Source organism: Actinophytocola sp., assembly GCF_050699935.1.
Lineage (GTDB): Bacteria > Actinomycetota > Actinomycetes > Mycobacteriales > Pseudonocardiaceae > Actinophytocola.
On the sequence record NZ_JBOHGB010000046.1, the window covers coordinates 1 to 14,360 of the forward strand.

At 71.1% G+C, this 14,360-nt stretch carries 13 protein-coding genes; 8 read left to right on the forward strand and 5 right to left on the reverse strand.

The annotated features are described in order from the left end of the window. The first annotated feature begins 120 nt into the window (after positions 1-120). The 8 genes from ACRDTB_RS16880 to ACRDTB_RS16915 all read left to right on the forward strand — a co-directional run bounded on the left by ACRDTB_RS16880 (position 121) and on the right by ACRDTB_RS16915 (position 8,501). The gene (locus ACRDTB_RS16880) at positions 121-1,056 is read left to right on the forward strand and encodes a 3-oxoacyl-[acyl-carrier-protein] synthase III C-terminal domain-containing protein (protein ID WP_431431299.1); all 936 of its coding nucleotides are present in this window, start codon (positions 121-123) and stop codon (positions 1,054-1,056) included. Positions 1,057-1,066: 10 nt separating this feature from the next. Beyond that, entirely contained in the window at positions 1,067-1,342 is a 276-nt protein-coding gene (locus ACRDTB_RS16885; RefSeq protein ID WP_431431300.1) for a phosphopantetheine-binding protein, read from the forward strand. 1 nt (position 1,343) lies between these two features. Then, positions 1,344-2,318 (forward strand): hypothetical protein, encoded by a 975-nt coding sequence (locus ACRDTB_RS16890; RefSeq protein WP_431431302.1) that lies wholly within the window; start codon positions 1,344-1,346, stop codon positions 2,316-2,318. 200 nt (positions 2,319-2,518) lie between these two features. Beyond that, positions 2,519-3,787 (forward strand): MFS transporter, encoded by a 1,269-nt coding sequence (locus ACRDTB_RS16895; RefSeq protein ID WP_431431304.1) that lies wholly within the window; start codon positions 2,519-2,521, stop codon positions 3,785-3,787. After that, positions 3,777-5,186 (forward strand): condensation domain-containing protein, encoded by a 1,410-nt coding sequence (locus tag ACRDTB_RS16900; RefSeq protein ID WP_431431306.1) that lies wholly within the window; start codon positions 3,777-3,779, stop codon positions 5,184-5,186. Before ACRDTB_RS16895 ends, ACRDTB_RS16900 begins: the two co-directional genes overlap by 11 nt. 23 nt (positions 5,187-5,209) lie before the next feature. After that, entirely contained in the window at positions 5,210-6,184 is a 975-nt protein-coding gene (locus tag ACRDTB_RS16905; RefSeq protein ID WP_431431308.1) for a thiamine pyrophosphate-dependent dehydrogenase E1 component subunit alpha, read from the forward strand. After that, entirely contained in the window at positions 6,184-7,152 is a 969-nt protein-coding gene (locus ACRDTB_RS16910) for an alpha-ketoacid dehydrogenase subunit beta (protein WP_431431310.1), read from the forward strand. The genes ACRDTB_RS16905 and ACRDTB_RS16910 overlap by 1 nt, the downstream gene beginning before the upstream one ends. Before the next feature lie 5 nt (positions 7,153-7,157). Then, on the forward strand, positions 7,158-8,501 hold the full coding sequence (locus tag ACRDTB_RS16915; protein WP_431431312.1) for a hypothetical protein: 1,344 nt from the start codon (positions 7,158-7,160) through the stop codon (positions 8,499-8,501). Positions 8,502-8,514: 13 nt separating this feature from the next. Here the strand turns inward: ACRDTB_RS16915 and ACRDTB_RS16920 are convergent, their stop codons facing one another. From ACRDTB_RS16920 to ACRDTB_RS16940, 5 genes are all read right to left on the reverse strand, one after another. Further along, complete coding sequence (locus tag ACRDTB_RS16920) at positions 8,515-8,889, reverse strand: ASCH domain-containing protein (protein WP_431431313.1); 375 nt, start codon at positions 8,887-8,889, stop codon at positions 8,515-8,517. A 52-nt stretch (positions 8,890-8,941) separates the two neighbouring features. Then, entirely contained in the window at positions 8,942-10,333 is a 1,392-nt protein-coding gene (locus ACRDTB_RS16925; protein WP_431431315.1) for a helix-turn-helix transcriptional regulator, read from the reverse strand. Between the two features lie 86 nt (positions 10,334-10,419). Then, positions 10,420-11,121, reverse strand: a complete 702-nt coding sequence (locus tag ACRDTB_RS16930) for an SGNH/GDSL hydrolase family protein (RefSeq protein WP_431431316.1) — start codon at positions 11,119-11,121, stop codon at positions 10,420-10,422. Positions 11,122-11,175: 54 nt separating this feature from the next. Then, on the reverse strand, positions 11,176-12,429 hold the full coding sequence (locus tag ACRDTB_RS16935; protein WP_431431318.1) for an MFS transporter: 1,254 nt from the start codon (positions 12,427-12,429) through the stop codon (positions 11,176-11,178). Beyond that, positions 12,426-14,030: a class I adenylate-forming enzyme family protein gene (locus ACRDTB_RS16940; RefSeq protein WP_431431319.1), complete on the reverse strand. Its 1,605-nt coding sequence runs from the start codon at positions 14,028-14,030 to the stop codon at positions 12,426-12,428. Before ACRDTB_RS16940 ends, ACRDTB_RS16935 begins: the two co-directional genes overlap by 4 nt. Positions 14,031-14,360: the final 330 nt, after the last annotated feature.

The window sequence follows — 14,360 nt, forward strand, 5'->3', positions numbered from 1 at the left end:
AGGCCAACTCGCCCTCCCCATGCTCCTGCACCGATTCCCCCACCTCACCCTCACCACCCCACCCGGCCAACGCCACACCCTCATGCTGCGCGGCTACGACACCCTCCCGGCCACCCTGACATGACCGCCCTGGACGCGGTGGCCGCCCACCTGCCCGACCGGCGAGTGCCGATCGGGGAGCTCGGCGCGGAGCTGGAGATCTCGCCGACCCAGTTACGGGTGCTGCGGCGGTTCAACGGGTTCGCCGAGGTGCGCCGGCAGCGGCCGGGCGAGACGCTGGCGGACCTGCTGCACGGGGCCGCCCGGGCGCTGGAGCCGTTGCGCGGCAGGGAACACCTCGTGCGCTACGTGCTCCACGCGCGCGGTGTGCCCGTGGTGACGCCCTACCCGGTGAACCCGGTCCACGAGCTCATCGGCCGGCTCGGGCTCACCGGCGCGGTCGGCCTCACGGTGACCCACCACGCCTGTGCGTCCGGCCTGCTCGCCATCGACCTCGCCGGCCGGCTGCTCGCGAACGACGGCGAGCCGGGTGCGCTGGCGCTGGTGGTCGCGGGCGAGCAGGTGTTCACCCAGGATCCGAGGCTCGCACCGGACCAGCGGGTGTTCGGTGAGGCCGCGGGCGCCTGCCTGGTGTCCGCCGGCGGCACGCGCGACCGGCTGCTGTCCTATGTGGTCAGCCAGCGCGGGGACCTGGACCACTGGGGAACCGACGGCGAGGCCGCCATGTCCCTGTTCGCGCAGGACTACACCGAGCTGCTCGGCGAGGTCATCCTCGCCGCGGTCAAGGAGGCCGGTCTCGTGCTCGACGAGCTCGGCCTGGTCCTGCCGCACAACGTGAACCTGGTGTCCTGGCGGCGGGTGTGCAGGAGGCTCGGCATCCCGGTCGAGAAGGTGCTGCTGGACAACGTGGCGCTCGTCGGGCACACCCCGTCGGCGGACGCCTTCGTCAACCACGTGTCGGCGGTCGAGCAGGGCCGGCTCCGCGACGGCGAGCGCTACCTCGTCACCGCGGCGGGCCTCGGCTCGATCTTCGCCGCGATGATCTTCGAACACTAGGGAGCCTGGGATGACCGACGTGAGCCTGACCGATCTGCGCGAGCGCGTGGTCGACAGCCTGAGTGTCCTGTTGGGACGGATGCTGGGCCGGGAGCTGCCCGACGTCGGCGCGGACACCAGGCTGTTCGACGAGCTAGGCCTCAGCTCGTCGAAGACACTGGAGCTGCTGCTGGTGCTGGAGGAGGACCTGGACATCCAGGTCGACGTCGAGGAGATCGAGCGCCGCCACCTGGCCTCGATCGGCTCGCTGGCCGACTTCGTCGTCACGCACACGGTCGAGGACTGACGTGATCGTCACGGGTCCACCGGCCGCGGGCCGGCCCGGCGCCGGGCCGCGGCTGTGCCGCGCCGAGCACCGGGTGTTCGACGGTGCCTCGAGCCTGGCGCGGGACCCGGCGTTGCGGACGTACCTGACCGACCTCGCCGGCCGACAGGGTCTCCCGGTGCGCGAGGAGGTGTTCGCCACCGGGGCCGGGCAGTCGTACACCGAGATGGCGCTGCCGCTGATCAAGTCGGTCACGTCGCTGGACGCGCCGGTCGACCTGCTCGTGCTGGCCTACGGCGTGCACGATGTCCAACCCGGCCGCAACGTCGCGCTGCACCTGGCGAGCCGCTGCCCCGGCGAGCCACTCGCGTTCGCGGTCACGGACCAGGGTCCGGCCGCCGCGTTCGCCGGGCTGCGGGTGATCGGCGACTACGTCGCCACCGGCGGTACGGCCCGCGCGCTGCTGCTCGTCGCCGAGCAGGCGGCACTGCACTACCCGCCGGCCGCGCCCGGCCCCGTGCCCGACCGGCACGCCATGGCGGCGTTGCTGTTCGAGGTCGACACTGACGCGCCGCCGGTGCGGGTGCGCCAGCACGCCGGGGTGCCGGCCGAGGCGGTGGGCGCGGTGCTCGCGGCCGAGGTCGCCGAGCTCGCGGGTGGTCGGGCGGACGTGCTGCTCGTGGCCGGCCACGGCGTGGAGCTCGAGCCCGGCACGGCGGCCGCGGTCCGCGAGGTCCGGCGCGCGCCGGCCGGCCTGCCGTTCACGGGCCTCTGGTCACGGCTGTGTGAAACGCCCGGCGAGCGATCGGGCGAACCCGGCCGGGGCCGGCCGGTCTTGCTGGCCGACCACGACCCGGTCCTCGGCTACCTGAGCGTGGCCGCCCTGCGGTGGGGCGCGACATCCACCGAGACATCTACCGAGACAGCAACCGAGACGGCCGCGGAGACACCGGACGAGGTTCCGGCGCTCGCGCGGCCCGTACCTGCCTCCGGCTAGGGATCCATGACCAGCCGGCCGTTCGAGAACAGGAGGAGGTGTAGCCCAGATGGCGGTCAAGTGAATTCATCGCTCCTGGAAGCGAAACCACTGATGCCGTGAGGCATGGACGCCCCGCGTAGCGGGCGTCCGCGTGCGGGGGTGGGCGACATCCGCCCCCGCACGGTCTCCCGGCAATCGTACGTCGAGCGAGGTACCCGATGCGCATACCCGGGCTCGGCCTCCCGGCCCGGAGCCGGCTGCTGGTGTGGGTGGGTCTGGTGGACTCCACCGGGACCGGCCTGTTCATCGCCGGCTCGGCGGTGTACTTCACCCGCGGCGCGGGCCTGTCCATCACCGAGGTCGGTGTCGGTCTCACGATCGCCGGGTTGTGCGGGCTGGTGGCGCTCACCCCGCTCGGCATGCTCGCCGACCGGATCGGGCCGCGGCCCGCGGCGGTGCTGTTGCACTTCTGGCGCGGCGCGGGGATGTTCGCCTACGCCTTCGTGTCCGACTTCCCGACCTTCGTGGTCGTGGCCTGCATCGTCGGCATCCCGGCCAGAGCCGTCGACCCGATCAACCAGATGTACGTCGACCGGCACATCGGCACCGAGCTGCGGACGCGGGTGATGGCCGCGTTCCGCGTGGTCTACAACGTCGGCTTCATGCTCGGGGGGCTGCTGGCCACGCTGATCATCGCGATCGGCACGCGGCCGGCGTTCATCGCGATCGTGCTCGGCGACGCGGTGACGTTCGTGATCGCCGGCATCCTGCTGGCGAGGGTGCCGCTGCTGGCCGACAACGCGCCCGAGCGGCCCGCCGTGCGCGGCTGGCCTAAGTCCCTGCGGCAGGGCTGGTATCTGGCGGTCGCGGGGCTGCACGCGGTGATCGTCCTGCACATTCCCATCCTGTCGATCGGCCTCCCGCTGTGGGCGACGCTGCACACCGAGGCGCCGCCGCTGATCGTGGGGCCATTGATCGTGCTGAACACGATCCTGGTGATCCTGCTGCAGGTCCGGCTCAGCCGGGGCACGGAGACCCGCGAGGGCGGTGTCCGCGCCCTGCGCCGGGCGGCGGTCTCGCTCGCCGGCTGCGCCGTGGTGATCGCGTTCGCCGACCGGCTCGACACCGTGGGCGCGACGGTGCTGCTCGTCGGCGGCATGGTGCTGCTGACCCTCGGCGAGGTGCTGCAGGTCGCGGGCGGGATCGGGGTGTCCTACGACCTCGCGCCCCGCGAGCGGCAGGGTGAGTACCTCGCGGTGTTCTGGCTGGGCGTGGCCGCCATGTACATGGTCGGCCCGGTGCTGATCACGGTCGGCGTCGTCGAGCAGGGCTCGTTCGGGTGGCTCGGGCTCGCGGTCCTGATGCTGCTCGCCGGTGCCCTCCTGCGCCCCGCCGTGGAGGCGGCGAGTGCCCAGATCACGAAGGCCCACGCGGTGGCCGTAGAAGAGAAGGACGAGAAGGGCGGAGCTGTCGAACATGCCAGGTGAGGAAGGGTTGCCGGCGGGCCGGGTGGTGGAACGGGTCCCGGTGCCGTTCGAAGGCGAGGGCTCCGGCGAGGCGGAGCTGACGTGGGGACAGATCGGCCTGTGGCAGTCGATCGAGCTCTCCGGGATGTCGAAGACGGTGTTCTACACCGAGGAGCGCCCGCCCGGTACGACGGTCGAGCACATCGCCGACGAGCTGCGCTTCATGGTGAGCCGGCACCAGGCGCTGCGCACCCGGCTGGTGCTGCGCGAAAACGGGCCGCCGCGGCAGCGCTGCGCGACGTCCGGCGAGGTCACCCTGGAGGTCGTGGACACCGAGGGCGCCGACCCGGCCGACATCGCCGAGGCGACGTCGCAGCGGTACCAGAGCGTCCCGTTCGAGTACGGGAGCGAGTGGCCGGTCCGGCTGGCGGCGATCCGCCACGAGGACGTCATCACCCACACCGTGCTGGTCGTCCTGCACACGTCGATCGACGCGTACGGGCTGAGCGCCCTCGCCCGCGACATCGCCGCGCGCGACCCGGAGACCGGGGAGGCGGCCGGCCCGGTCACCGCGTCGCAGCCACTGGAGCAGGCCGCGAAGCAGGCGAGCCCGGCCGGCCGGCGGCAGAACGCGACCTCGTTGAAGTACCTCGACCGCGTGCTGCGCACAATGACGCCCAGCCGGTTCGGCGAGCCGCGCTACGGCGGCGAGCGCACCATCGACATGATCCACCTGCGGTCGCCGGCCACGCTGCTCGCCGTCCGCACGGTCGCCGCCCGCGAGAAGATCGACGACTCGCCCGTGCTGCTGGCGAGCTTCGCCGTGGGCCTCGCCCGGTTCACCGGCGTGAACCCGGTGGTGGCGATGCTCATGGTGGGCAACCGGTTCCGGCCCGGCCTGGCCGACTCGGTCAGCGCCCTGATCCAGATCAGCCCGTACCTCATCGACGTCGCCGGCATCACGATGGGCCAGGCCGTGGAACGCGCGGCGGGCAGCGCGATCAACGCGTACAAGAACGCCTACTACAACCCCTACGAGCAGGACGAGGTCATCGAGCGGGTCGAGGCCGACCGCGGCGAGGAGCTGGACCTCTCGTGCTTCTACAACGACCGCCGACAGCAGGAGCGCGGCCACGCGGGCGAGGAGCTCGACACGCCGCAGCGGATCCGGGACGCGCTGGCGGACACGGAGATCAGTTGGGAACCGGAGATCAGCATGCCGCAGCGCAACGTCTACTTCAATGTGGACGATCCGCCCGGCGCCATCGAGTTCGTCATGTCGGTGGACACCCGATACTTCGCACGGCCGGACATGGAGGCGATCATGCGCAACGTGGAGGAGGCCGCCGTGCAGGCCGCGGTCGACCCGGCCGCGCCCACCCGGATCAGCCGGCCGGTGACCGCCGGCGCGGTCCAGTGACACCCATGCCTACGGTGTCGAGAGTGTCCACCGAGGACTCGCTGGCGCTGTACCGGACGGTGCGGCTGATCCGGCGGTTCGAACAGCGGGCGATCGAGCTGGTGCGCTCCGGCGAGATCGTCGGCGGCATCCACCCCTACGTCGGCCAGGAGGCGGTGGCCGCCGGGGTGTGCGCCGCGCTCGGTGCCGACGACATCATCACGAGCACGCACCGCGGCCACGGGCACGTGCTGGCGAAGGGCGCCGACCCGGCGCGGATGCTCGCGGAGCTGTGCGGCCGCGTCACCGGGCTGAACCGGGGCCGCGGCGGCTCGATGCACGCGGCGGACTTCGGGGTGGGCATCTTCGGTGCGAACGCGATCGTCGGCGCGGCGGGCTCGATCGCGACCGGCGCGGCGTGGGCCCGGCGGCGGCTCGGCGTGGCGTCGGTCGCGGTGAACTTCTTCGGCGACGGCGCGGTCAACGAGGGCGTGCTGCTGGAGGCGTTCAACCTGGCCGCGTTGTGGCGCGTGCCGGTGGTGTTCGTGTGCGAGAACAACGGCTGGGCCACCACGATGCGGGTCGAGGACGCGGTGGCCGGCACGATCACCGCGCGCGCGGAGGCGTTCGGCATCCCGGCGTCCACTGTGGATGGCCAGGACGCGGAGGCGGTGCGCGGCGCGGCGCGTGCGGCCGTCGAGCGCGCGCGGGCGGGGGAGGGACCGAGCTTCCTGGAGTGTCGGACCGAGCGGTTCGACGCGCACCACACGTTCGAGCACCGGGCCCGGCTCGGGTACCGGTCGGCCGACGAGCTCGAGCGGGCGCGTACCCGGGACCCGGTTGACATCCAGGGCACACGGCTCGCGCGGGTCGAGCGGGAGCGGATCGACCACGAGGTCGAGGCGGTGCTGGCCGACGCGGTCGCGTTCGCGCTCCAGAGCCCGTTCCCGGACCCGGTCGGTGCGCTGGATGACCTGTACGCCAGCGGGTTGCGCCCGCGGCAGGGGAGTGGTGCCTGATGCCGTGGCTGTCCTACCTCAAGGCACTCAACCGCGCGCTGGCCGACGAGCTGGCCGCCGACGAGACGGTGTTCGTGCTCGGCGAGGACGTCCGCGTCGCGGCATCGAATCTCACCGCCGGCCTGGCGAAGCGGTTCGGGCCGGACCGGGTGATCGACACGCCGCTGTCCGAGCAGGGGTTCACCGGGTTCGCCACGGGCGCCGCGCTCGCCGGCATGCGGCCGGTGATCGAGTTCCAGATCCCGGCGCTGCTGTTCCTGTCGTTCGAGCAGATCGTCAACCACGCGCACAAGTTCTCACTGATGACCGGCGGGCAGTGCCGGGTGCCGGTGACCTACGTGGTGACCGGGGCGGGCTCGCGCACCGGGTGGGCGGGCCAGCACTCCGACAACCCCTACAGCCTGTTCGCCCACGTCGGGATCAAGACGGTCGTGCCGGCCACCCCGGCCGACGCGTACGGGCTGCTCGTCTCCGCGGTCCGCGACGACGACCCGGTGGTGGTGTTCGCCCCGGCCGGCGCGCTCGCGGTGCGCGACGACGTCGACTTCGCGACCCTGGCGGCGATCCCGCTCGGGTCGGGCCGGGTGCACCGGCAGGGCGGCGACATCACGGTCGTCGCCGTCGGCCACCTGGTGCACGACGCGCTCGCGGTCGCCGACGAGCTGGACGACGTGTCGGTCGAGGTGTTCGACCCGCGCACGCTGTACCCGTTCGACTGGGACGGCCTCCTGGCGTCGGTGCGCAGGACCGGCCGGCTGGTCGTGGTGGACGACTCCAACCGGTTCTCGGGCATCGGCGCGGAGATCGTCGCCACGGTGGCCGAGCAGGTCCCCCTGCTGGCCCCGCCCGCGCGCGTGACCCGCCCGGACGGTGCCGTGCTCCCGTTCTCCCTCGAGCTGGACCGCGCCGTGCAGCCGACTCGGGAGCAGCTCACCGCGGCGATCAACCAGACACTGAAGAAGGACTGAGAGCGATGCCGGAACGTGTGGTGCCGGCCGCCTGGGAGGCACTGCCCGACCGGGTGCGGGCGGCGATGCTGGCGTGTGGCGAGGAGTCCTGGTCGGACATCTACCGCGGCGTGGCGACGAAGAACAAGACCTGGCGCCCGCTGCGGCCGCCGGTGCTGACGCGCGCGGACTACCGGGAGATCACCGACCTGACCGCGTGGCTCGGGGACCTGATCCTGGCCGCGTGTCTGCGCAGGGCGAGCACGGCGGGGGAACTCCGTCGGCTGCTCGGGGTGCCGGAGGGGTACGTCGAGTTCCTCGACGGGGCCGAGCCGCTGACCCCCGAGCTGCTGGTGGCCATGCGCCCGGACGTCCTGCTGTCCGGCGGCGTGCCGCGCTTCGTGGAGTGCAATATCGACAGCGCGCTCGGCGGCGCGTTCGACTCCGACGGCATCGCCCACCGGTTTCTCGCCGCCTACCGCGAGATGGGGATCGCCGACGCGGTGGGCATCACCGACGCCGGGTCCGCTGTGGACGCCCGGTTCCACGCCATGCGCGAGCAGCTGGACCTCCCCGACGGGTCGACCTCGCTGGTCCTGTTCCACATGGGCAGCGACTACCCCGACACCCAGGACGGCCACACGCTGATCCGGCTGCTCGAACCGGTCCGCGACCGCGGCCGCGAGGCGGGGCTCGAGGTGGTGGTGCGCCCGCTGGAGTGGCTGACGCTCGACGCCGGGAACCGGCTGCTGGCCGGGGACGTCGTGCTGGACTCGGTGCTGCGGATGTTCATCCCACAGGAGGTGCCGCACGGCGCCGGCTTCGACGCGCTGGCCACCGCGCTGGGCAAGCGGACGGTCAAGATGTTCACCTCGACGGCCGCGTGGCTGCTCGCGAACAAGACGACGTTCGCCTGGCTGTGGCAGGACGTCGACGAACTGTCCACACCGGACGCCGAGCTACTGCGCCGGCACGTACCGCGCACCGAGCTGCTCGACGACACCACAGCCTCGTCGGCGATCGAGCGGCGCGCCTCGCTGGTGCTGAAGCCGACCGGGACCTACGGCGGCTCCGGCGTGGTGCTCGGCCACGACGTCGACGACGCGACCTGGCGGAAGGCCGTCGAGGCGGGCGTGGCCACGGGCGGGCACATCGTCCAGGAGTACGTGGCGGCCGACTGGCTGGACATGCACTTCGTCGAGATGGCCACCGGCGAGGTGCGCCGGGAGACGGTGCCGTACTGCGTCGCGCCGTTCCTGTTCGGCGGGAAGGCGTCGGGCGCGTACCTGCGGTTCGCCGTACCGGGCGCGGGTTCCGTGGTCAACCTCGGCCAGGGCGCGCTGACCAGCGGCCTACTCCTCGTCGACTAGTAGCACGGGTTGCTCACACCGCGCGGGGCTGGTCGACCAGTTCAATGCCTATGGCTACGACGCCGAGGGCTTCTCGCTCGGGCGGATAGATCTGGCGAATGTTGGCGAGTTGCTCCTCACGTGTGGTCAACGGATTGACCGAGGCGACTTCCTCGCGGTCGAACATCTCGTCGAAGTTCGCGTAGCGAGCGACGCGGGTGACACGGGTGAGGACCTGGTCGCCTTGGCAGCGGAACCGGATCAGCGAGCCGACCTTGATCTTCTTGCGGTTGGAGTCATTCACCCGGATCTCGATGGTCTTGCGGCCGGTGGCGACGAGGTCGAAGTAGCGATTGCAGATGCCCATCTCGTGGGCGCGAACGGCGGGTTCGGTGGGACGTGCGGTCATCAGTCGGCCAAGTTCCTTAAGATCCGGATCGGAATGTGGGCTGGCGGGGTGTTCAACATGCCGAGTGCCCCGTAGACGAACTGGCAGCCGAAGACCCAGTGCCTGGGCGCGGATCCTCATAGGCCTCGCGTAGATCACGCGCTTCCGGAAGTTGACGCGCTTCGACCGCGTTGACGACTTCCTCGGCCCGCCAGTGACTCGACGGCACGACACGGCCCGACAGAATCGCCTGTTGGGCCGCGTCGCAAGCTTCGTCGAGCCGGTTGGTCACCAGTAGCGCTAGCGCCAAGTCGAGGTTTGCGGTCGCGACCCGCCGGGGCCAGTTGCCGTTGCCGGCGTTTGGTTGGAGTCTGGCGATGATTTCCCTGGCGTAGGTCTCCGCCGCGGGGTCGCCGACCCATGCCAAGGTCGTGGCAACGTAGCCCACGGACTTGTCCGGGTCGTAGCGATAGTGGTGCTCGGGCTTGTCCGGCCGTTCGAGCGGCGACACCAACTTGTTGACGCGCTCGATTGCGTCATAGGTCTCACGTGCCTGCCGCAGTCGTGCCCATGCTCGCCCTTCTTGGGCGGTGGCCTGGATCGCGACGGAACTACCTACTGGCGCCAGGTCCTGCGCGGCGCGGGACAGCTCAAGCGCGCGACGATGATCACCTTCGGTCAGTACGCGCCACGCTTCGGTCTCCAGGCACCAGGCGCGAATCTCGTTGTGCTCGGCATGTTGAGCCAAGCTCGCCGCCGTGCGAAGCCGTGCCGCCGCCGCGGCCGGTTGGTTGAGGTCGACGTGCACGGTGGCTGTCAGAAGCGACAGCCAGCCGGCCACCACGATCAGTCGCCTCCGCTCGCTGAGCGTCATTCGGCTGTCGAGCAGGGTGCCGATGTAGGCCAGGTGATGGCGCAGGCGCACAAGCAACTCAGCCGGAGAGGCGACCGGATAGGCCGTGGCGAGATCATCAAAGGCGAGCTCAAGGCGTGCCAGCGTCTCATCCCCCACGTCACTCGCGGCGACGCGGCGGACCAGCTCAACGGCCGCCGCTTCGTCATCTACGCCTGTTGGCGGCGTACGCCACGACGTCAGCGGCACGCTCCGGTAGCCGTCCGTCTTTGCGCGGATCGCAGCCAGCTCGCTGGACCGGACAGCTGCCTCGTACTCGCGCATCGCGGCTTCGAGTTGGTGGTAGGCCTTGAGTAACTGGCCGCCCGCGTCCGTCACACGGTCGGCGGTCTGCCAGAACGCTTCGTCGGCGCGAGCACGCCCCTTCTCGATGTGTGACACCGTGGTCCGGTCGAGGTAGGCCGCCGAGGCGAGTTGCCCTTGGGTGACCTCGGCAGCCTTGCGGAAGATGGCGAGCCGCTCGCCGAGTGCACGCCGTAGCTCGACGATATCCACCGGTTCCCGGGCCATCTCGATCCACGCTTCACCGTGTTGTCGTCCTCTGACCGCCACCAGAGTAATCGCAGGTGACAACCGTGTGACAGCAGTGCACGCCCGACTGTCCGGGACACAGCGAGCCGGCTATGTCCAGCGGCGGGCTACGAGGACGTGCACGGCTTGCGTGCGTGGGTCGAGGCGAGGTGGGCGCCGAGCACGCGCACCGCCTCCGCGACGGCGATCGCGTCGCTGCGGGCGTTGCCGTGGCGGCCGTCGCTGGAGTAGAGGGACGGGTCGGTGACGAGCGGGTGCGCGGAGAGGTTCACGTGCAGGGTGCCCAGCTTCGCGGCGAGCGCGCCGGTGTGCTCGGACAGGGTGCGCATCCGCTCGCGCAGTCCCGCCCGCAGCCAGTCGGCGATGTTCGGGCCGTAGGACACGTTGTAGATGCCCACCGTGATCACGTCCGCGCCGGCGTCCTGCAAGGCAGTGATCATCGCTGCCAGCTCCACGTCCACGACGTCCGGCTTGTACGTGGCCGGGAAGGCGTCGTTGCCGCCGCACACCACGAGCGCGAGGTCCGGCCGAAAGTCCAGCGCGGGCCGCAGCTGCCGCGCCCGCACCTCGCGCGCCCGCAGCCCCCGGTGGCCGAGGTTGCGGTACTCCAGCGGGCTCGCGGCGGACAGCTCCGCCGCGAGCCGGTCAGCCAGCTGCAGCTCGCTGTAACCCTCGACGGGCTCGGCCAGACCTTCCGCCACGCTGTCGCCGAGCACGACGAACCGGCGCCACGGGTGCCCGGCGAGCAGCCGTACGCTCTCCCCGTCCCGCAGGCAGTACGGGTCGGTCGTCTCCTCGAACTTCGGCATGGCCAACGATAACCCAGTTTCCACGCGTACGGAGTGCTGGTCGGATCCGTCCTGTTAGGACGGTTGAGCCTCCACGGCCTCCTCGGCGGGCTGCTGCGCGCTCCGTGCGGTGCCGGCGACCGAGCGCGACCACAGCCACAGGACTGTGGTCGCGGCCAGGCACAACGACCCGCCGACGAGGATCGCCGGGGTCAGGCCGAATCCGGCGACCGCGAGTCCACCGAGGACACCGCCGATGGGAACGCCGGTGAACGTGATGGCCGTGCACACGCCGAACGCCCTGGTCTGCACGTTCGGCGGGATCCGCTCGTAGAGCATCGCGCCGATGACCGGGTTCACCGCGGACATGGCGAGGCCCGACACGAACGTCACCGAGCAGACGAGCACCAGCTCGTGGCTCACGCCGAGTACGAGCACCCGGGGCGCTCCGGCGAGCGCCGCGCCGATCATGAACACCTGGTACATCCGCAGCTTCGGCGCGAGCACGGTGAACACGATGCTGCCGAGCACCGCACCCGCGGCGAATGTGCCGAACACCAGGCCCAACGCGGCCGGCGTGTGCGTGGTCTCCTCGACCCACAGCGGGATGAACACCGCGACCAGCGCCTGGTTGAACAGGTTCAGCACGAACAGCATCGCGATCATGCTGGGCAGCAGCGGGTCCGCCCACAGCGCCCGGAACCCGCCACGCAGTGCCACGAGGTAGGGCTCGCGGTCCGCCTTGTCCGGCGGCGCGGCGGCCGGGTCCGCGGCCGGGACGACGGTCGCCACGATGACCGCGCACAGGGCGAACGTCGCCGCGTCCAGCCAGATCGCGCCCGGCGCGCCGAACCAGTAGATGAGCAGCCCGCCGATCGAGCCGCCGACCAGCATCGCGGTACGGGAGAAGCCCTCGTACGCGGTCGTCACCCGCAGCACCTGAATGCCCGCCGCCTCGGCGAGCGGGCGCAGCATCACGTGCTTGACCCGGTCGCCGAGCCCGCGCAGCGCCCCCGCGATCGCGACGAGCACGAGCAGCGCGCCGAACTCCAGCTGTGGCGCGGCGGCGATGCCGGCCATGGCCAGCGCGCTGCCGACGTCGGTGACGATCGTGGTGCGGCGCAGCCCGAACCGGTCGGCGAGCGGGGCGGCCACCACGCCGGAGACCACGTACGGCAGCATCTCCGCGCCCGCGACGAGCCCCATCTTCGCCGGGCTCCCGGTGGTGACGAGCACCAGCCACGGGATGGCCAGCATCGACACCCGGGTGCCGAGCACCGAGATGACATCCGCCGCGAAGAGGGCGACGAACCGCCCGCGAGGACTCACCCGGCGCTGCCGATTCCCGCCGCCGCGTGCTCGGCCGCCCACCGCACCCGCAGCGCCTTCTTGTCCACCTTGTTGGCCCTGGTCAGCGGGAGCGCGTCGATGAAGTCGACGGCGCGCGGCTGCCACATGTCGTTGAGGGTCTCGCCCACCAGCGCCGCCAGCTCGTCACCGGTCACCGTCGCGTCCGGGGTGCGCACGACGTAGGCGTGCACGACCTCGCCGACGCCCGCGTCGGGCACGCCGATCACCGCGGCGGCGCGGACCTGCGGGTGCGCGGCGAGGATGTCCTCGATGGGCCGGCAGTAGATGTTCCACGACCGGCGGTGGGTGATGATCATGTCGGTCGTGCGGTCCACTATGTACAGGAAGCCGTGCTCGTCGAGGTGGCCCACGTCGCGGGTGCGTACCCAGCCGTCGACGAGGGTCTCCGCGGTGAGCTCCGGGGCGCCCCAGTAGCCGGCGAAGTTGAGCCGGCTGGAGATCCAGATCTCGCCGTCCTCACCCGTCGGCACGGGTTTCCCGTTCGCGTCGCGGATCTCCAGCCGCACGTCGCCGTACGGCGTGCCGGCCGAGCGCAGCCGCTCGGCGTGCTCGGGGTCCTCGGTCAGCCCGGGCAAAGCCGTCGTCACCACCGACTCGGACAGGCCGTAGACGATGCGGATCACCGGACCCCACCTGCGGATGGCCTGCCGCAGCCGTGCCGGGGCGGCGGGGCCCGCGCCGACGTTGAACATGAACATGGTGCTCATGTCGGTGGTGGCGGCCGCGGGGTGGTCGAGCACCTCGTACAGCATCGGCGGCGACATGAACGTCGAGTTGATCCTCTCGCGGTCCACGGTGGCCAGGAACTTCCCGGCCGTCCACGCGTCCTCCAGGAAAAGCACGCCGCCGGTGAACAGGTTGACGAACGCGGTGATCTGCCCGCTCACCAACCACATCGGCGAGCTGGACAGGTGCCGCAGCAGGGGCGCCTTGGCGGCGAGGAACTGCTGCTCGGCGATCGCGAGCACCTGCAGGAAGAAGTCGTGGGGGAGGTGCACCAGCTTCGGCGTGCCGGTGGTGCCGCTGGTCTGGAACACGGCCTCCGGTTCACCGCCGGAGACACCGCCCGAGACGCCGCCCGAGACGATGGCGGCCGGGTCGAGGTCCACCCCCGGGTCGGCGGCCAGGAGGTCCGGGCCGACGCCGGCGGGGCCGAGGCACACGACGGGAACGGAGAGCGCCGAACCGATCTCCGCGCCGAGCTCGCCCTGCGAGCGGGTGTCGTAGACGAACACGTCGGCGCCCGACAGCCGCACGTACTCGTCGATCTCGCGACGCGCGGTGACCGGTGCGACCCAGAACGACCGGCAGCCGAGCAGGTGGACGGCGAGCTGGAGGATCGGACCCTCGACCGGGTTCGCCACCATGACCAGAATGCCGGCACCCGGGGTGACGCCGAACGCGCGCAGCGCGGCGGCCATTCGGAGTACTTCGTTACGGACTTCGGAATAGGAGAGCCGGCGCTCGCCGCCGACCAATGCCTCGCGCTCGCCATAACTGTCGAACAGTTCCAGGGCGCGCAGGACATAAGTCGGCCACCGGCCGTTCTCGAAATCCATGCCCACTACTCCACGCAACCATTCAAGGGGATAGCACATTAACCACGAGTGAAGGTCGATACCGTTGTGCACATTACCGCCAGCCTCTGGCGTAGGCTAGGGCGCTTTGCTTTGCTGTGCGGTGGATCGGGCCACAATCCGACAACGGTTCCGAGCAGTGCGTAGCACCGCGCGACCGCGGGATCGCGCTGCGTCGCCACCTGGTACGGATGGGCATTTTTGGTTGGGCTGGACATACGAACAATGCGCCGAAAACCGCGGTCACGATTGACCTGGAATCGGCGGCGTACTACGTTCCGGCCACCAACTCGTGGCCGGGTACCCGTCTGT